Raw genomic sequence first — 18,520 nt, forward strand, 5'->3', positions numbered from 1 at the left:
CGTCCGCAGGACGGCCGTCGAGCTCGCCGCCGCGCTACTCGAAGCGGACGGTGCCCCCACCCGAGGGCGAGCGTCGCGGCGGACCGTCGAGCGCCCGCTCCACCGCGATGCGGACGACTCCCGAGCCGTACCCCTTGCGCATCAGGAAGCCGCTCAGGCGCCGCTCGGCAGTCGCACGGTCGAGCCCACGGAGTTGGCGTGCACGCTTCTCAGCGAGCTCGATCGCGCGGACGAACTCGTCGTCGGCGTCGTCCTCCGCGGCCTCGAGCGCCGCGTCGATCGCCGCCTGGTCGATGCCACGGCGCCGCAGCTCGGCGACCACGCCCTGGCGACCGAGGCCCTTGCGCTCGTGTAGCCGGTCCACCAGGTCGGTGGCGAGGGCCACGTCGTCGAGCAGACCCACGCGCACCAGTCGGGCGACTTCGTACTCGACGACGTCGTCGTCGAGGTCCTGCTTCGTCAGCAGCTGCCGCATCTCCGACTCGCTGACCCCCTTGCGCCCGAGCGCGCGCATGCTCACGCGCTCGGCATCGGCGCGCTGCTCGTCGAGCGGTCGTGGGGCGTCGGCCGGGTCGATCTCGTCACCGCTGGCGATGGCGAACACCGATGCGCTCGCGGCGTCCGCGGTGTCGTCGTCGTCGTACCCGTGCTGCTCGGCGCGTGCACTCCGACCGGAGCCGTCGCCGACGACCGGCGACACCCACTCCGCCTCGGACTGCTGTCCGCGGAAGGGGATCGCGGCCGGCACCGGCGGGTCGTCCTCGACGGGCGTCCCCGTCGCCGACCCCGAGCTGGCGGACTCGTCGTTCACCGCGGTGGTCGGTGCCCGGCCGAACCGCCTTTCGTCGTCACCGAGCACCATCGACTCGGGCGCCCAGCCGTCGTCGGACGACCCGGTGCCGCCGGGAACGCCACGCTCCGCGCGCGGAGCCAGATCGACCGGGCTCAGGCTCGGCTCGACCGGGTTCGGCTCGACCGTGCCCGGCCTGACCGTGCCCGGCTCGGCCGTGCCCGGCTCGGCCGTGCCCGGCTCGAACGGACTCGATCGGACAGGTTCCGGCTCCGCCGGCGGGGTGCGTCGACCACGACGGGACCGCGCACCGAACAGGTCGGTGACCGGTGCGAGGCCCTCGTCGTGGTCGTCTGCGCCGGTCACGCGCCCTTGCGCTCCGCCAGCTTCGGCGCGATCGACTCGACCGGAGCATCGGCCTTGGCGCCACCGACGCCGAGCTTCGCGAGGATCTTGCCCTCGATCTCCGCCGCGATGTCCGCGTTCTGGATCAGGAACGAGCGCGAGTTCTCCTTGCCCTGCCCGAGCTGGTCGCCGTCGTAGGTGTACCAGGCACCCGACTTCTTCACGATGCCGTGGTCGACACCGAAGTCGAGCAGCGAGCCCTCGCGCGAGATGCCCGTGCCGTACAGGATGTCGAACTCGGCCTGCTTGAAGGGCGGAGCCATCTTGTTCTTCACGACCTTGACGCGGGTGCGGTTACCGACGGCGTCGGTCCCGCTCTTCAGCGTCTCGATGCGACGGATGTCGAGGCGGACCGACGCGTAGAACTTGAGCGCCTTGCCGCCGGCGGTGGTCTCCGGGCTGCCGAAGAACACGCCGATCTTCTCGCGCAGCTGGTTGATGAAGATCATCGTGGTCTGCGTCTGGTTCAGGCCACCGGCGAGCTTGCGCAGGGCCTGGGACATGAGGCGCGCCTGGAGACCCACGTGCGAGTCGCCCATCTCGCCCTCGATCTCGGCACGCGGCACCAGGGCGGCGACCGAGTCGACGACGATCAGGTCGATCGACCCCGAGCGGACGAGCATGTCGGCGATCTCGAGCGCCTGCTCACCGGTGTCGGGCTGCGACACGAGGAGGGCGTCGATGTCGACACCGAGCTTCTTCGCGTACTCGGGGTCAAGCGCGTGCTCCGCGTCGATGAAGGCTGCGATGCCACCCGCGCGCTGCGCGTTCGCGATGGCGTGCAGCGTCAGGGTCGTCTTACCCGACGACTCCGGGCCGTAGATCTCGATGATGCGGCCGCGCGGGAGGCCGCCGATGCCGAGTGCGACGTCGAGCGCGACGGAGCCGGTCGGGATGGTGGCGACCGGCGCGCGCTCGTCCGAGCCGAGACGCATGACCGTCCCCTTGCCGAACTGCCGGTCGATCTGGGCGAGTGCGGTCTCGAGGGCCTTCTCGCGGTCTGCGGGTGATGGCATGGGGTGCTCCTTCGTGCTCGGTGTCGGCCGCCTGTAGGCTGTCGCGTCCACCCCAGCCGGTGGTGCAGGGCTGGTGTTCGGCGACAAGGCTTCGGGCTGTTCCCGATGACCTCGAACCTAGGGCGGGCCACCGACATCACTGCCTGCGACCGCGCGACCTGTGGACGATGGTCCGGGACAGCGCCGATGTGCAGGAACCTAGCACCGATCGAACACGCGTTCGAGCAACACGCCGAACACAGTTTCGGACGACGGCGTCAGTCGCGCGGCTCCGCCAGGCCCTTGCCGTGCCGCTTGTCCAGCGGGACGTCCTGGGAGTCACAGAGTGCTTCCCACACCCGCCTGGCGTCGATGCCCGCGTCGAGCGCGTCCGCCGCCGAACGTCCACCGAGCTCCTCGAGCACGACGTCGCGGGACACCACGGCGCCGTAGGCCTCCCCGAACACCTGGTCGACGGCTCGCCAGAACTCACTCACGCGCATCGGTCCAGCGTAACGACGAACGCCCCCGCCGGCGGACCGGCGAGGGCGTTCGAGGGGGTGGTGCGTCAGCGCACCGCGAGGTCGTTGTCGAACTCGGCGACGAGGTCGTCGGGCAGCGTGTCGGGGACCGGGGTGAGCCCCTCGACGACTGCGAGACGGTCGCCCACCTCGCGCATGATGGTCGAGATCGGGGTGTCGAGGGCATCCGCGACCGAGGCGAGGATCTCGGAGCTGGCCTCCTTCTGCCCACGCTCGACCTCACTGAGGTACCCGAGCGCGACACTGGCCTTGGATGCGACCTGACGGAGGGTCCGGCCCTTCTGCAAGCGGAAGTCCCGAAGCACGTCGCCGATCTCCTGACGAACGAGAACCATGTGGACTCCTCCTTCCTGTCGTCTCCGCGCCCGCCCGGTCCGGGTGACCTGGGGTCGGGTTCAGCAACAGTAGCGTTGCCGTTCGCAGCATGCTAACCACGCCGGCTGCCGTCCTGCTGGAGATTGCGTGGGATGTAACCCAGTGGCAACAGGACCTATTCCCCGCTGTCGACCTCGGTCGTCATCCGTGCCAGGAGTTCGGAGACGGTGGCCGAGCGGATTGCTGCCCGGTCCCCCTCGAGGTGCAACTCCGTCGCGACACTGCGTTCCGCGGATGCGATGCCGACGAAGACGGTGCCCACCGGCTTGCCGTCCTGCGGGTCCGGTCCGGCGACGCCGGTCGTGCTGATCCCCCACGTGGCGGGGACGCCGTCCACCGCCAGGGCCGTCCGGACGCCCGAGGCCATCTGCCGTGCAACCTCCGGGTCGACCGCGCCGTTCGACGCGAGCAGGTCGGCGTCGACCCCGAGCACCGTCGCCTTCACCGGCGTGGCGTAGGCGACCACCCCGCCGCGGACGACGGCGCTGGCCCCGGGGACGCCCACGAGCGTCGCGACGACGAGTCCGCCCGTGAGGGACTCGGCGACCGCGACGGTCTCGCCCCGGGCGGTCAGGACACCGACGAGCGCGCGCGCGAGTTCCTCGTCCGACGCCGACACCGACCCCGACACCGACCCCGACCCCGACCCCGGCATCGACGACCGACCCGTCGGACCGGCGGCCCCGGTACCGGCCGACGTCATGCTGCTCGGCGGTTGTGCTTCCAGGCCTGCCACAGGTAGTCCGCCCCGCTGAGCACCGTCGCGAGGAGCGCCGCCGTCATGAGGATGCCGTTCACCCAGTGCGCCAGGTCACCGACGACGTTCCACCACGGGAACAGTGCGAGCGTGATCGCGACGGCCTGCAGCACGGTCTTGATCTTGCCGCCGCGGCTCGCCGGGATGACCCGGTCGGACAGCACGGCGAAGCGGAACACGGTGATGCCGATCTCCCGGAGCATGATCAGCACCGTGACGATCCACGGCAGCTCACCCAGGATCGACAGCGCGACGAGGGCACCGCCGATCAGGACCTTGTCGGCGATCGGGTCGACGAGCTTGCCGAAGTCCGTGACCAGGTTCTGGCGTCGGGCGATGATGCCGTCCGCACTGTCCGTGACGATCGCGACGACGAACACGACGGCCGCCCAGACGCGCAACGACGTGTCCTGGCCGCCGTCGGAGAGCAGCATCACGAAGAAGAGCGGCGCCATGAGGATGCGCACCACGGTGATGATGTTGGCGACGTTCGCGGTCGATGCCGGGCCGTCCCCCTTGCGGAGCAACCGTCCGCGCCAGGGGAACCGAGCCCCGTGTGTGGTCTCCGAGCTGGTCACGTGCTCACTCCCTGCCCGTCAGTCCCCATGCGTCCTCGTCCGGTCCGTCGTCCTCGACCTCAGGGTACCCGCGGGTCATGTCCGCCACCGGGTCCGAGCCGTACCGGTCGTCGTCCTGACCACCGGCACCCGCCCCGGCGGGTCCGGCAGGAGCCCCGGAGCCGGCCGCAGCCGGAGCCGAGTCGGCCCCGGCGACGGAGGTCGTGCCTCCCGGCCGGACCGACGGCGGTCCGTCGGCAGCCGGAGCAGCCGGCGGCTCCTCGCCCCGGAGCTTCGCGAGCACGCCCGGGAGCTGGTCGGGCGTGACGAGCACGTCGCGGGCCTTCGACCCCTCGGACGGCCCCACGATGTCACGCGACTCCATGAGGTCCATCAGTCGGCCCGCCTTCGCGAAGCCGACGCGGAGCTTGCGCTGCAGCATCGAGGTCGAGCCGAACTGGGTCGAGACGACCTGTTCGACCGCGGCGAGCAGGAGCTCGAGGTCGTCGCCGATGTCGGCGTCGATCTCCTTGCGCTCCACCACGGCCTGGACGTCCTGCCGGTACTCGGGGCGCGCCTGGCGCGTGACGTGCGCGACGACCTCGGCGACCTCGCTCTCCTGCACCCAGGCACCCTGCACACGGACGGCCTTCGACGAGCCCATCGGCAGGAAGAGCCCGTCACCCTGCCCGATGAGCTTGTCGGCGCCCGGCTGGTCGAGGATGACCCGCGAGTCGGTGACGCTCGTGACCGCGAAGGCCACGCGCGACGGGACGTTCGCCTTGATGAGACCGGTGATGACGTCGACCGAGGGCCGCTGCGTCGCGAGCACCAGGTGGATGCCGGCGGCACGGGCGAGCTGGGTGATCCGGACGATCGACTCCTCGACGTCCCGAGGGGCGACGAGCATGAGGTCCGCGAGCTCGTCGACCACGACGAGCAGGTACGGGTACGGCTTGAGCTTCCGCTCGCTGCCGGCGGGCAGGACGATCTCGTCGTTCTGCACGGCCTTGTTGAAGTCGTCGACGTGCCGGAACCCGAACGACGCCAGGTCGTCGTACCGCATGTCCATCTCCTTCACGACCCACTGCAGCGCCTCGGCGGCCTTCTTGGGGTTCGTGATGATGGGCGTGATGAGGTGCGGGACCCCGGCGTAGATCGACAGCTCGACGCGCTTCGGGTCGACGAGGACCATGCGGACCTCGGACGGCTTCGCGCGCATCAGCAGCGAGGTGATCATCGAGTTGATGAACACCGACTTGCCGGAGCCCGTGGAGCCGGCGACGAGCAGGTGCGGCATCTTCGCCAGGTTCGCGACGACGAAGCCGCCCTCGACGTCCTTGCCGACGCCGATGGTCATCGGGTGCTTCGACTTCGTGGCCGCGCCGGAGCGCAGGACGTCGCCGAGGGAGACGATCTCGCGGTCCGTGTTCGGGATCTCCACGCCGATCGCGCTCTTGCCCGGGATCGGTGACAGGATGCGGACCTCGTTCGACGCGACGGCGTACGACAGGTTCTTCGACAGCGCCGTGACGCGCTCGACCTTCACACCGGGACCGAGCTCGATCTCGTAGCGCGTGACCGTCGGTCCGCGCGAGAACCCCGTGACCTTCGCGTCCACCTTGAACTCGGTGAGCACGCCGGTGATCGCCGCCACGATGTCGTCGTTCGCCTGGCTGCGGGCGACCGAGGGGGTGCCGGCGCTGAGGGTGGTGGCTGCGGGCAGGCGGTACGGGGCTGCCGGGTCCTCGTCGGCGGCGGTCGCGGCGGGCAGGCCGTCGTCGGCGGCCTCGGGCTCGGGCGCCGTCGGCGAGACCACCGGGGAGACCCCGGCGTCGGGCCGGGCGACCGCCGCGGGCTGCTCGGGCACCGGGGTGCCGAAGTCGCGGAGGGCCTGTTCGGCGACGGCGAGGTCCTGCTCGACCTCCTGTGCGCCGTGCACGTCGTCGTGCTCGACCGAGTCGTTGAGGTTCACCGAGGCGGGCACCACGGGCGTGTGGTCCACGAGTCCGGCGGCCGCGCCCGCGTTCGCGCCGGAGGCCGGAGCAGCGGCACCGGCAGCGGCACCTGCAGCCGTACCGGCACCGACGCCGACTCCGGCACCGGTTCCGCGGTCGGGCACGGCCTGCGTCGCCGACGCGGGCAGCACGGGGCTGTCGTACGCCGGGTCCTCCTCGCGACCGGACTTGTTCCGGCGCCACCACGGGACGGTGCTCTCGGCGTCCTCGCTGCCGGCAGCCTGCTCGTCCTCGAACCCGAGGTCCTCGAACAGCGGGAAGTCGGTCTGGTCCTTCGTGCGGCGCTTCGACGTCCGTGCTCGGGACGCTGCCGGAGCGGCGTCCGCCTCGGTGGCGGGTTCGTCCTCGGCCACGGGGGCCGGCGCACCGAACAGGTACGCGTACAGCTCGTGGAGGCGGCGTCCGGTCTTGTTCGGCGGGGTCTTCGTGATGATGAAGAGCGACAGCACGAGCAGCACCACCGCGACCGGCACCGCGACCCACACGGTGGCGACCGCGACGAGCCAGCTGATCACCACCCAGCCGAGGACACCACCGGCGGCGGCCAGGGCGACCATGCCGTCGGACGCGCTCGGCTGCCCGCCGAACACGTGGCAGAGCGACGCGATGGAGACGAGCATCAGCCCGAGACCGATGCCGATCCGGGTGTTGTCGTGCACCGACGCCGGGTGGCGGAAGAGCCATCCGGCGAAGACGATCATGATGACGGGCAGTGCGACCGCCAGTCGCCCGAAGAGCCCGCCGAACGTGTAGGCGTCGAGCGTGACGGACACCGGGTTCGTGGGGTTGAGCCACTCGACGACACCGCCCGCGAGCGCGAGCACGAACAGGAGGAACGGGAAACCGTCGCGTCGTTCGTCCTTGGCGAGGGTCTCCTTGCCGAGCAGCCGGAACAGTGCTCCGACGCCGTGCGCCATCGCGAGCCATGCGGTCACGACGGGGTTCTGCTCGCGGAACACCGGGGTGGGTGCCGCCTGCGGCAGCTTCTTCGTCGTGGCCTGCGTGCGCGACGTACCGCGCGACCCGCTCCCGCGGGACGACGTGGACGCGCGCGAGCGCGTGGTCGACTTGGTGCCTCCGGCCATGCGACGGAGCCTAATCCCCGCTCGGGACATTCCGTGGTCGCCCCGCCGCGACCGGACGCCCTCCGCGCTCAGTACCGGATCGCGTCGATGACCTTGACCCGGACCGCCACGATCGCGGGCAGGAACCCGGCGAGCGCCCCGACGAGCAGCGCCGAGCCGACACCGATCAGCGCCGCCTCGACCGGGAAGGGCGCTCCCCCGACGTCGACCCCGCTCGTGATGAGCCCCCGGACGGTCTCGTTCCCGAGCACCGCCGCGCCGACCATGACGCCGATCCCGCCGGCGACCAGCGTCCCCAGCACGTTCTCGAGCAGCACGGCGACGAAGATGCGTCCGGCGGTCGCACCGACCCCGCGTCGGATGCCGATCTCGCGGATCCGCTGCCGGACGCTCACCAGCGACACGTTGAGCAGCCCGAGCCCGCCGAGCACCAGGACGAGGACGGCGACCCCGGCGATCACCCAGCGCAGCGCACCGAGCGGGTCGCCGTCGACCGAGCCGGCCGCGTCGGAACGGTTCGCGTCGACGGTCCACCCGGGGCCGAGCGCCCGCTCGGCGTCCGATGCGATCCGTCCGGCGACCGCCTTCCCGTCGCTCTCCGGTACCCACACCTCGAACAGCCGCTGCGAACCGTCGTCGGGTGCGGCCTCCGCGCTCGACGTCGCGACCGACCGCGCCAGCTGGTAGAACATCGGCTCGGTGTCGTACTCCGAGGACACGTACCGGCCGATCACGACCGCGGTGACGTCGGGCGTCCCCGGCAGGCGCACGACCGGGTGCGTGACGACGTCCGGGCTGCCGAGACGGTCGAGGAACGCCTGGTTGACGACGAGCGCCGGCGCGAGTCGATCCCGGTCGTCCTCGGTGAACCACGCCCCGTCGTCGACGCGGACGCGGTGCATCTCGGCGTACGCGGGGTCGACGGTGACGCCCTGGGCCAGGGTGACCCCGTCGGGGAACTGCACGGGGCGCTGCGTCCACGACGCCTCGGTCGAGAACCGGACGTGGTAGCGCTCGGCGCCGGCGCGGAGTTCCCGGTCGAGCGCCTCGGCGTCGGCCGCGGCAGCGGCACCCGTGCCGTCCCCCGTGGCCGAGGACGAGCCGGTGACCTGGTAGGTCGCCGGCCGTCCGCCGTACTGCTCGTTGAAGGCGGCGGTCACCCGCTCGGCGAGCGACCCGAAACCGACGACGACCGCGAGCGACGCCACCGCGATCGTGACCCCGATCAGGCTGAGCACGACCCGGCCGCGGTGCACGCGGAGCTCCTGCCAGGACTCGACGAACGTCCCGACGACGGTGGTGAGGAGCCGGTTCACGCCGCCACCCCCGGCCGCTCGACGGAGGCGGACTCGGACGCGGACGCGGACGCGGACTCGGTAGCGGAGGCGGACTCGGTAGCGGACGCTGCCGTGTCGACGACGAGCCCGTGGTCGATCCGGTGGACGACGTCCGCCCGTGCTGCGACCGCGGTGTCGTGGGTGATGGTGACGAGCGCCGCGCCGGTCTCGGCCGCGACGGTCTCGAGCAGCTCCATGACCACGCGGCCGGTGTCGACGTCGAGTGCACCGGTCGGCTCGTCGGCCAGGATGAGCCGCGGCGACCGGACGAGTGCCCGGGCGATGGCGACGCGCTGCTGCTCCCCGCCGGAGAGCCGGTGCGGCTGCGTGTCGGCACGGTCGGCGAGGCCCACCCGGTCGAGCATCCCCAGTGCCAGGCGACGACGCGACCAGAACGCCCGGCCGGTCGCGTAGAGCAACGGGACCTCGACGTTCTCGACCGCGGTGCGACCCTGCAGCAGGTTGAACTGCTGGAAGACGAAGCCGACGTCCGCGCCGCGCACCCGGTCGCGTCGGACCGAGCCGGCACGGCCGACGTCCCGCCCGTCGAACTCGTGCAGCCCCTCGGTCGGGGTGTCGAGCAGGCCGAGGACGTTGAGCAGCGTCGACTTGCCCGAACCCGAGCGGCCGACGATGGCGACGCGGCTGTCCGCCTCGACGTCGAGGTCGACACCGCGCAGGATCTCCAGCGTGGAGCCGTCGGGGAGCGGGACGGACTTCCGGAGGTCGCGGACGTGCACGAGGCTCATCCGGTCACCACCGCGCCGTCCTCGGCGAACTCGTCCTCGGGCTGCGCCTCCTTGCCGGGGACGAACTGCAGGACGGTCTCGCCCTCGGTCAGCCCGTCACGCACCTCGACCGTCTCGCCGTCGTTGAGGCCGAGGGCGACCTCGCGCTCGGAACGCTTCCCGTCGTCGTCGACGACGGTGACGACGCCGCGCTGCGCGGTCCCCTGCACGGCGGTCGTCGGGAGCGTCAGCACGCCCTCGGCCGAGCCCGCGGACACGGCGACCGTGACCTCGAGCCCCGGGAACACGGTGACGTCCCCGGGGACGTCGCACCGCAGCTGCGTCGCACTCTCGGCGCCCGAGGAGCCCCCGCCACCGTCCGCACCGTCGGGACCCGCGTCCGACGGCTCGCCCGCCGCCGAGGCGGACGCGGAGCTGAGCGCGAGGTTCGTGCAGGTGAAGGGCGCCGGCCCGTCCGTGATGGTGACGGTCGCCTCGGAGGGGCGCGAGGTGAGTCGGTAGAGCTGCGCGGCCTCGAGCGTCGCGGTCACACGGTACGACTCCGGGGCGACCCGGGCGACGGTGTCGCCGATCGCGACGGGCTGCTTCGCCACCAGGTCGAGTCCGGACACCGTGCCGGACGACGAGGCGACGACGGTCGCGAAGGTCACGGATGCCGGCGAGGGCTCGCCGTCCTCGGTCGTGCCCTCCGCCGGGGTCTCGACCCGCAGGTCGATGATCGGCGCGCCCTGCTCGACGTGCGTGCCGTTCGTCACGAAGACCCGGTTGACGGTGCCCTCGGCGGTGGAACGCACCGGCGTCGCGGCGACGGACTCGACGTGACCGGTCGCCTCGACGTCGTTGACGACGTCCCCCGTCTCGACGGTGACGGTCGGGTCCTCCAGCTGCGCGGTCGGGGTCGTCTCCTCGCCCTCGGGCTGCGCCGCGAAGAAGGCGAGGCGGACGAGGGACACCGCGATGGCGGCGAACACGAGGAACTTCAGGCCGGGCCACACCCAGCGACGCAGGACGGTCACCCTGGGACGGTATTGGCTGACATACCGAGGGAGCATCAGCCTGTGGGATGACGCAGGTCGGCCACCCGGCCGGCTGCGGCGCGTCTGCCTACGCCTCGATGACCACCGGGACGATCATCGGGCGGCGGCGGTGCTTCGTGTTCACCCAGCGGCCGACGGTGCGGCGGACGACCTGCTGGAAGGCGTGCGCGTCCCGTGTGCCGTTGCCCGCCGCGTCGGCGAGCGCCTTCGCGATCTGCGGACGGACGTCGTCGAAGACGGAGTCGTCCTCGGCGAAGCCGCGCGACTGGATCTCCGGGCCGACCACGCACTGCCCCGTCGTGAAGTCCACGGCGCAGAAGATCGAGATGAAGCCCTCCTCCGCCAGGACCCGACGGTCCTTGAGGTCGGCGTCGGTGATCTCGCCCACGGTCGATCCGTCGACGTAGACGTAGCCGATGTCGAGCTGTCCGGCGACGCTCGCGACGCCGTCCTTGAGGTCGACGACGATGCCGTCCTGGCCGAGGATGACGTTGCGCGGCGGCACACCCGTCTGGATCGCCAGGTCGGCGTTCGCGTACAGGTGGCGGTGCTCGCCGTGCACGGGCAGCACGTTGCGCGGGCGCAGGATGTTGTAGCAGTAGAGGAGCTCGCCGGCCGACGCGTGGCCGGAGACGTGCACCTTCGCGTTGCCCTTGTGGACCACCTTCGCGCCGAGCTTCGTCAGCCCGTCGATGACCCGGTAGACGGCGTTCTCGTTGCCCGGGATGAGGCTCGACGCGAGGATGACGGTGTCGCCCTCGCCGATCTCGATCTGGTGCTCGAGGTTCGCCATGCGCGCGAGGACGGCCATCGGCTCGCCCTGCGACCCCGTCGACATGTAGACGATCTGGTCGTCCGGGACGTTCTTCGCCTTCTTCGTGTCGATGAGCACGTCGTCCGGCACCCGGAGGTAGCCGAGCTCGGCGGCGATGGTCATGTTGCGGATCATCGACCGCCCCATGAACGCGACCTTGCGGTTGGTCGCGGCGGCGGCGTCGAGGACCTGCTGCACGCGGTGGACGTGCGACGAGAAGCTCGCGACGACGACCTTCTTGCGGGCGCGGGAGATGACGTTCTCGAGCACCGGTCCGATGTCACGCTCGGGCGCGGTGAACCCGGGGACGTCGGCGTTGGTCGAGTCCGGCAGGAACAGGTCGACGCCCTGCTCGCCCAGGCGGGCGAAGGCACGGAGGTCGGTGATCCGGTCGTCCAGCGGGAGCTGGTCCATCTTGAAGTCACCGGTGTGCAGCACGCGCCCGGCGGGGGTCGTGATCGCGACGGCGAGGGCGTCCGGGATGGAGTGGTTCACGGCGACGAACTCGAGGTGGAACGGACCGAGCTGCTCGGTCTGGTCCTCCTGCACGACGAGCGTGTAGGGCTTGATCCGGTGTTCCTTGAGCTTCGCCTCGACGAGCGCGAGGGTCAGCGTCGAACCGATCAGGGGGATGTCGCCCTTGAGCTTGAGCAGGTAGGGGACGGCGCCGATGTGGTCCTCGTGCCCGTGGGTGAGCACGACACCGAGGACGTCGTCGAGACGGTCCCGGATCGGCCCGAAGTCGGGGAGGATGAGGTCGACGCCCGGCTGGTGCTCCTCGGGGAAGAGCACGCCGGCGTCGACGACGAGCAGCTTGCCGTCGAACTCGTACACGGTCATGTTGCGACCGATCTCGCCGAGACCCCCGACGGGGATCACGCGGAGGGTGCCGGGTTCGAGCGGCTGCGGTGTGGAGATCTGGGTGGGCATTCGGTCCTGACTGTCGTGCGACGCGCTACCGCTGCGCCGCGTGCTTTCCTAACGTGTGGTGCCTGGCACCTTCGGCAGTGCGCCGCCGGCCGCCGCGTTGCGGTCCGGGCGGAAGTTCGAGAAGTCGGCACCGGGGATGTCCCGGACCGCTTCGAGGGAGGTCTCGATGGCGTAGGCCTCGGTGTCCTCGGGGCCGACGAGCGGCAGCCGGACGCGCGGGCTGCCGATCCGGCCGAGGCCGTGGAGCACGTACTTCGCCGCGACGGTCCCGGGGACGTGGGTCATGATCGCACGGACGAGCGGTTCGACGCGCTTGTGCTCCGCGGTGGCGGTCGCCAGGTCGCCGCGGTTCACGGCGTCGACGATCGTGCGGTACGGCGTGCTCGTGATGTTCGCCGTGACGCCGATCAGCCCGGTGGCGCCGATCGACAGGTGCGGGAGCACGTTCGTGTCGTCGCCCGAGAAGTACATGAGGTCGGTGTTGTTGAGCACCCGGGAGACCTCGGCGAAGTCGCCCTTGGCGTCCTTCACGGCGAGGATGTTCGGGTGGTGTGACGCCCGCACGATGGTCTCGTACGTGATCGGGATGCCCGTGCGGCCCGGGATGTCGTACAGGATCACCGGCAGGTCGGTGGCGTCGGCGATCATCCGGAAGTGGGTGAGGACGCCCGCCTGGGTCGGCTTGTTGTAGTACGGCGTGACGATCATCACGCCGTCGGCGCCGGCCTTCTCGCTCTGCTTGTAGAGGTGGATCGCGTGCGCGGTCTCGTTGGAGCCGCCGCCCGTGATGATCTTCGCGCGGCCCGCGGCGACGGACTTGCCGACCTCGACCAGGCGGAGCTTCTCCGGGTCGGTCAGCGTGCTCGTCTCGCCGGTGGTGCCGGTGACGACGATGCCGTCGGCGCCGGCCGTGATGCAGTCGTCGATGTGCTGCTCGACGCCGGGCCAGTCGACCTCGCCGTCGGCCGTCAACGGCGTCACGAGGGCGACGAGGACCTGACCGAAGGGATTCTCACGCGGGGACACGCCCTCCAGCGTACCGGGGATGCGCGACGGCACCGCCGTCCGGTCGGACGGTGCGCGGCTCGCGGACGGTGCGACGCCGCGGCCGGTTCCGGCGCGGCTCGGCTGCGGCCGGGAGGCGCGGCGCGGCTCCGTGCGGCGACTCGCGGCCCGGCGGGTGGACGCCGCGCGCTGGCGCGGTGCACAACCGGAAGCACGTCGCGCCAGGGGATTGCGTGGCGCGACGTGCTTCGTGTTGTGCGCGAGCACGTCGCGCCGGCGCGTGCCGGCCGCGGGCATCGCGGGCACCGCGGGCACCGCGGGCGCTACGCGCGGCGGCGCCACTCCCGGAAGCGGTAGCGGGTGGCGTCGACGCGCGACTCCTGCCACGGGCCCTCGTCGACGAGCTCCCACGCGTCGTCGAGCGCCGGCGCGCGGGTGTCTCCCGGTACGTCCCGGTCGACGATCGTCTCGGACACCCGGTCGGCGAAGGGCAGGGCGTCGGCGTAGACGGCTCCCCCGCCGATCACCCACACGGTCTCGTCGGTGTCGAGTGCGGTCGCCAGGTCGTGCACGACCTCGGCGCCCTCGGCCGACCACGAGGTGTCCCGCGTCAGCACGACGTTCCGACGCCCCGGCAGTGGTCGGAACCGCGGCGGCAGTGAGTCCCAGGTGCGCCGCCCCATCACGACCACGGCGTCGCCGGTGACCTGCCGGAAGTGCGCGAGGTCCTCCGGGACGTGCCACGGGATGCCGCCGTCGGCGCCGATCACGCCGGACGCGGTGCGCGCCCAGACCATGCCGACACCGCGGACGGGCTCGGTCCAGGCCATCAGACGGCGACCGCGGCCTTGATCGCCGGGTGGTGCTCGTAGTCGACGACCGTGAAGTCCTCGTACACGTAGTCGTCGATCGAGTCGCGCGGAGCGATCTCGAGCGTCGGGTACGGGTACGCCGTGCGGGAGAGCTGCTCGCGGACCTGCTCGACGTGGTTGTCGTACACGTGGCAGTCGCCGCCGGTCCACACGAAGTCGCCGACCTCGAGCCCGGTCTGCGCGGCGATCATGTGCGTGAGCAGCGCGTAGGACGCGATGTTGAACGGCACGCCGAGGAACATGTCCGCGCTCCGCTGGTACAGCTGGCACGAGAGCTTGCCGTCGACCACGGAGAACTGGAAGAACGCGTGGCAGGGGGCGAGCGCCATCTCCGGCACGTCGGCGACGTTCCAGGCCGAGACGATGAGACGACGGGAGTCCGGGTTCGTCCGGATCTGCTCGATCACCTGGGCGATCTGGTCGACGTGCTCCCCCGACGGGGTCGGCCACGAGCGCCACTGCACGCCGTAGACCGGGCCGAGGTCGCCGTCCTCGTCCGCCCACTCGTTCCAGATGCGCACGCCGTGCTCCTGCAGCCACCGGGCGTTGCCGTCGCCGCGCAGGAACCAGAGCAGCTCGTAGGCGACGGACTTGAAGTGCACGCGCTTGGTCGTGACCAGCGGGAAGCCCTGCGACAGGTCGTACCGGAGCTGCGCGCCGAAGATGCTGCGCGTGCCGGTGCCGGTGCGGTCGCCCTTCGGCGCACCCTCCTCGAGCACCCGGCGCAGCAGGTCTTCGTAGGGAGTGGGGACGGTGGGATCGGGCTGCACGGTCTCGCTCACACGGAGAGCCTACGTCCACGACACGGCGAGCCTCCGTCCACGAGGAGAACCCGGGGCTCGCTGAGTACCGTGGGCCGCATGTCGACCCAGCCGATCTCGATCCTCGTCGCCGGTGCGTCCGGCTTCATCGGGACCCCCCTCGTCCGCGCCCTGCGCGAGGCCGGACACCACGTCACGACGCTGACCCGCAGCGAACCCCGCACCGCGAGCGCGTTCCGCTGGTCCCCCGGCACGCGACCGCTCGACCCGGCGGTGCTCGACGGCGCGGACGTCGTGATCAACCTCGCCGGCGCGAACATCGGCAGGCTGCCCTGGACCGAGTCGTACAAGCGGGAGATCCTCGACTCGCGCGTGCAGGCCACCGAGACCCTCGTCGAGGCGATGCGCCACGCGACGAACCCTCCGGCGCTCTTCCTGTCCGGCTCGGCCTCGGGCGTGTACGGCGACCGTCCCGTGGACGTCCTCGACGACGACGCCGAGGCCGGCCGGGGCTTCCTCGCCGACGTCTGCACGCAGTGGGAGGCCGCCGCGACCGCAGCCCCCGAGGGCGTCCGCGTCGTCCTGCTCCGCACCGGCATCGTGGTCGGGCAGGGCGGCGGCGCACTCGCACCCCTCGTACCGCTCACCAAGGCGGGACTGGGCGGCAAGCTCGGCACCGGTGGCCAGTTCTGGCCGTGGATCGCGCTCGAGGACGAGGTCGGCGCGATCGTGCACCTCGCCACCAGCCCGGAGGCCGCCGACGTGCGCGGCCCCGTCAACCTCGCCGGACCGGAGGCCGCGGTGTCGAACCGCATCACCCGCCGCGTCGCCGAGGACCTGCACCGCCCGTACCTGTTCAGCGTACCGGCCTTCGCCCTGCGCACGCTGCTCCGCGAGGCCGCCGACGAGATGCTGCTCTCGAGCCAGCGCATGGTGCCGCGCAAGCTCACCGGGTCCGGCTACCGGTTCCGGTACGAGCACGCCGAGGACGCGGTCGACGCGGCCTTCTGACCCGACGACCGGAACGACCCGACGACTGGCGGACGGGAGGCCCGTGGCGGACACCGCCACGGGCCTCCCGTCCGTCAGCGGGTCGCCGCCGCCTTCACCAGTGCGGTCCGCATCGCCGCTCGCGCGCGCTTGCGGTCACCGGCGGCGTCGTAGACGATGCCCAGTCGGTACCAGCCGCGCCAGTCCTCGGGGTCGGCCTCGACGGCGTCCCGGTACCGCGGGAACAGCTCGTCGGCTGCCTCGCGCGTGGGGCGCCCCGACGGGCGGACGGGGACGACGTCGTCCGGGGTCGCGCCCTCGCGCTCGAGCCGCGCGCCGAGCCGTGTGATGCGCAGCCCGAAGCGGACCTCGAGCACGAGCAGCAGCGCGCCGATCGCCGCGACGACGAACAGCGCGACGCCGATGCCGATGCCGATCGGCTGCCCGGTCGCCACGAACGCGACCGCACGCTGACCGACGAGCCCGATGTAGAGCGCGAGCAGCAGGGTCATCAGCGCCGCACCCCAGAACGGGGAGCGGAGGGACCGCCAGGTCGACGTCACGGCTGGCCGATGCCGAGGACGCTGCCGAGCCCGACGGCCAGGCCGCGGGCACCGACCACGGCGGACAGCGCCGCGCGGACGCCTGCGACGTAGGCCACGTCGTCGTTCGTGTCGTGGCGGATCGTGACGGTCTCACCGGGGCCGCTCAGCAGCACGTCCTGCACCGCCTTCACACCCGGCAGGCGCAGGGAGTGGATCGGGACGCTCGCCACCTGCTGCCCGCGGGCACGCTGGTCGACGTGCGGGGCGTCGACGGGGCCGACCTCGCGACGGGCGTCCGCGATGAGCTCGGCGGTCCGGACGGCGGTGCCCGACGGGCTGTCGATCTTGCCCGCGTGGTGCGTCTCGACGATCTCGACGGACGGGAACCACGGCGCGGCGATCGTGGCGAGGTGCGTGGCGAGCACCGACCCGATCGAGAAGTTCGGGACGACGAGCACACCCTGGTCGGGCCGCGCCTCGAGCCCGGAGCGGAGCGTCGCGAGGCGGTCGAGCGACCAGCCGGAGGTCCCGACGAGGACGTTCGCGCCGCTCGCCAGGGCGTGGTCGACGATCGCGGGGCTCAGCGCCGGGACGGTGACGTCCACCACGACGGCTGCTCCGCCGAACGCCGACGGCGGTGCCTCGTGCACGGCGTCCTTCGAGGACAGCGACGCGACGAGCTCGAAGCCGTCGAGCGACTCCACGACGGAGGCCACCAGGCCCCCGAGACGACCGGTGGCGCCGACGACGGCGACGGGAGTGACCATGGCTCCATCCTAGGATCGACGCATGCCGCTCCAGGTCAGGTCCGTCCCCGCCGACGCACCCGAGGTCGACTCGCTGCTCGACGCCTACCTCGACGAGCGCGAGGCGACCTTCCCGAGTGCGCAGGGCTCGTACTCGCGGAAGCGCACCCCGGCCGTCGAGTTCACGGCGCCGAACGGCGTGTTCGTGGTCGCGTACGAGGTCGACGAGGACGGGGCGCTCCCGATCGGGTGCGGCGGCCTGCGACGGATCGCCGCCCGTGCGGACGGCGATGCCACGCCGGACGACGACGCACGGTTCGAGGTGAAGCACGTCTACGTCTCCCCCGCCGGACGGGGTCGGGGCGTGGCGACCGCGGTGATGGACGCACTGGAGGGCGCCGCGCGGGACCTCGGCGCGACGAGCGTCGTCCTCGACACGAACGACTCGCTCGTCGCCGCGGGTGCGATGTACCGGAGCCGCGGGTACGAGCGCACCGCGGCGTTCAACGAGAACCCCAACGCGACCGCCTGGTACCGCAAGCCGGTGCGCTGACCGGTGTCGTGCCTCCCGGCCGGCCCCGTGGCGCGCTGGGTGGCGGGCCGCTAGACGGGTTGTTCGACCGGCAGACCCGTGCGGAGCTCCACCGGCAGGTGGGCCAGGTCGTTGAGGGTGACCACCTCGGCCGGCTTCGCGGAGCGGATCCGGATGATGGTGAGTGCCGTGTGCGCCACGTTGGTGCCCATCCAGCGCCACTCCGGTGCCTGGAAGGCCTCGCGGACGAACCAGCCGATCACGGCGTTGTGCGTGATGAGCAGGTCGTGGCGGTCCTCGCGCGCCGGGGTGAACCACTCGGCGACGGCGTCGCCCATCTGGGCCTGCCCGGCGACGATCTCCTCTTCCGTCACGCCGCCGTACCAGCCCTGGTACGCGTGCGGCATGTCCGGCGTCGGTCCCGACGGGATGCAGTCGAAGAGCAACGTCGAGGGCTCCGGCTGGATCGAGGGCAACCGCTGCGCGAGGTACGCAGCCGTCTCGCTCGGGGCGTCGAGCGGCGAGTGGTACACGCCGTCGAAGGGCACCCCGCCGAGGCGGTCGGCGACGAGCACTGCCTGGCGCTTGCCGCGTTCGGAGAGCTTGCCGTCGCGGAGTCCGTGCTCGGCGTCCTGGTGTTCGCCGTGCCGGACGAGGTACAGGTAGTGCGACACGTCC

At 71.8% G+C, this 18,520-nt stretch carries 19 protein-coding genes; 2 read left to right on the top strand and 17 right to left on the bottom strand.

Features of this window, described 5'->3' with window-relative positions:
• Positions 1–34: 34 nt before the first annotated feature.
• From PIJ49_RS09835 to PIJ49_RS09900, 14 genes are all read right to left on the bottom strand, one after another.
• Positions 35–1,156 carry a regulatory protein RecX gene (locus tag PIJ49_RS09835; protein WP_271826486.1) on the bottom strand — a complete coding sequence of 374 codons (1,122 nt, stop codon included), beginning with the start codon at positions 1,154–1,156 and terminating at the stop codon, positions 35–37.
• Positions 1,153–2,211 carry a recombinase RecA gene (recA, locus tag PIJ49_RS09840; RefSeq protein WP_066653287.1) on the bottom strand — a complete coding sequence of 353 codons (1,059 nt, stop codon included), beginning with the start codon at positions 2,209–2,211 and terminating at the stop codon, positions 1,153–1,155. The genes PIJ49_RS09835 and recA overlap by 4 nt, the downstream gene beginning before the upstream one ends.
• 257 nt (positions 2,212–2,468) lie before the next feature.
• The gene (locus tag PIJ49_RS09845) at positions 2,469–2,693 is read right to left on the bottom strand and encodes a DUF3046 domain-containing protein (RefSeq protein WP_209686053.1); all 225 of its coding nucleotides are present in this window, start codon (positions 2,691–2,693) and stop codon (positions 2,469–2,471) included.
• A 65-nt stretch (positions 2,694–2,758) separates the two neighbouring features.
• Positions 2,759–3,067, bottom strand: a complete 309-nt coding sequence (locus PIJ49_RS09850) for a helix-turn-helix domain-containing protein (RefSeq protein ID WP_058742950.1) — start codon at positions 3,065–3,067, stop codon at positions 2,759–2,761.
• A 155-nt stretch (positions 3,068–3,222) separates the two neighbouring features.
• Complete coding sequence (locus PIJ49_RS09855) at positions 3,223–3,810, bottom strand: CinA family protein (protein ID WP_271826487.1); 588 nt, start codon at positions 3,808–3,810, stop codon at positions 3,223–3,225.
• Positions 3,807–4,442 carry a CDP-diacylglycerol--glycerol-3-phosphate 3-phosphatidyltransferase gene (pgsA, locus tag PIJ49_RS09860; protein ID WP_066653285.1) on the bottom strand — a complete coding sequence of 212 codons (636 nt, stop codon included), beginning with the start codon at positions 4,440–4,442 and terminating at the stop codon, positions 3,807–3,809. Before pgsA ends, PIJ49_RS09855 begins: the two co-directional genes overlap by 4 nt.
• A gap of 4 nt (positions 4,443–4,446) precedes the next feature.
• Positions 4,447–7,524, bottom strand: coding sequence for an FtsK/SpoIIIE family DNA translocase (locus tag PIJ49_RS09865; RefSeq protein ID WP_271826488.1), 3,078 nt, complete (start codon positions 7,522–7,524; stop codon positions 4,447–4,449).
• Between the two features lie 68 nt (positions 7,525–7,592).
• Positions 7,593–8,840 carry an ABC transporter permease gene (locus PIJ49_RS09870; RefSeq protein WP_209686057.1) on the bottom strand — a complete coding sequence of 416 codons (1,248 nt, stop codon included), beginning with the start codon at positions 8,838–8,840 and terminating at the stop codon, positions 7,593–7,595.
• Positions 8,837–9,610, bottom strand: coding sequence for an ABC transporter ATP-binding protein (locus tag PIJ49_RS09875; protein ID WP_271826489.1), 774 nt, complete (start codon positions 9,608–9,610; stop codon positions 8,837–8,839). Before PIJ49_RS09875 ends, PIJ49_RS09870 begins: the two co-directional genes overlap by 4 nt.
• Positions 9,607–10,626, bottom strand: coding sequence for a permuted SH3 domain-containing protein (locus PIJ49_RS09880; RefSeq protein WP_271826490.1), 1,020 nt, complete (start codon positions 10,624–10,626; stop codon positions 9,607–9,609). Before PIJ49_RS09880 ends, PIJ49_RS09875 begins: the two co-directional genes overlap by 4 nt.
• Before the next feature lie 88 nt (positions 10,627–10,714).
• Positions 10,715–12,391, bottom strand: coding sequence for a ribonuclease J (locus PIJ49_RS09885; protein WP_271826491.1), 1,677 nt, complete (start codon positions 12,389–12,391; stop codon positions 10,715–10,717).
• 48 nt (positions 12,392–12,439) lie between these two features.
• Positions 12,440–13,417, bottom strand: a complete 978-nt coding sequence (dapA, locus tag PIJ49_RS09890) for a 4-hydroxy-tetrahydrodipicolinate synthase (RefSeq protein WP_271826492.1) — start codon at positions 13,415–13,417, stop codon at positions 12,440–12,442.
• 302 nt (positions 13,418–13,719) lie between these two features.
• A complete protein-coding gene (locus tag PIJ49_RS09895; protein ID WP_271826493.1) occupies positions 13,720–14,226 on the bottom strand; it encodes a dihydrofolate reductase in 507 nt (168 codons plus the stop codon).
• Positions 14,226–15,050, bottom strand: coding sequence for a thymidylate synthase (locus PIJ49_RS09900; protein WP_251154821.1), 825 nt, complete (start codon positions 15,048–15,050; stop codon positions 14,226–14,228). The genes PIJ49_RS09895 and PIJ49_RS09900 overlap by 1 nt, the downstream gene beginning before the upstream one ends.
• A 78-nt stretch (positions 15,051–15,128) precedes the next feature.
• Between PIJ49_RS09900 and PIJ49_RS09905 the strand changes: the two genes are divergently transcribed.
• A complete protein-coding gene (locus PIJ49_RS09905) occupies positions 15,129–16,040 on the top strand; it encodes a TIGR01777 family oxidoreductase (RefSeq protein WP_251154820.1) in 912 nt (303 codons plus the stop codon).
• A 74-nt stretch (positions 16,041–16,114) separates the two neighbouring features.
• On the opposite strand, the gene PIJ49_RS09910 is transcribed toward PIJ49_RS09905, so the two are convergent.
• Positions 16,115–16,582: a tetratricopeptide repeat protein gene (locus tag PIJ49_RS09910; RefSeq protein WP_442781439.1), complete on the bottom strand. Its 468-nt coding sequence runs from the start codon at positions 16,580–16,582 to the stop codon at positions 16,115–16,117.
• The gene (locus tag PIJ49_RS09915; RefSeq protein ID WP_271826494.1) at positions 16,579–17,331 is read right to left on the bottom strand and encodes a 4-hydroxy-tetrahydrodipicolinate reductase; all 753 of its coding nucleotides are present in this window, start codon (positions 17,329–17,331) and stop codon (positions 16,579–16,581) included. The genes PIJ49_RS09910 and PIJ49_RS09915 overlap by 4 nt, the downstream gene beginning before the upstream one ends.
• A gap of 22 nt (positions 17,332–17,353) precedes the next feature.
• On the opposite strand from PIJ49_RS09915, the gene PIJ49_RS09920 reads away from it, so the two are divergent.
• Entirely contained in the window at positions 17,354–17,863 is a 510-nt protein-coding gene (locus PIJ49_RS09920; protein ID WP_271826495.1) for a GNAT family N-acetyltransferase, read from the top strand.
• Between the two features lie 50 nt (positions 17,864–17,913).
• Here PIJ49_RS09920 and PIJ49_RS09925 read toward each other — a convergent pair whose 3' ends face one another.
• On the bottom strand, positions 17,914–18,516 hold the full coding sequence (locus tag PIJ49_RS09925) for a histidine phosphatase family protein (protein ID WP_066657952.1): 603 nt from the start codon (positions 18,514–18,516) through the stop codon (positions 17,914–17,916).
• Positions 18,517–18,520: the final 4 nt, after the last annotated feature.

Origin of the sequence: Curtobacterium uvaldense (genome assembly GCF_028307415.1) — a bacterium.
Classification (GTDB): Bacteria; Actinomycetota; Actinomycetes; order Actinomycetales; family Microbacteriaceae; genus Curtobacterium.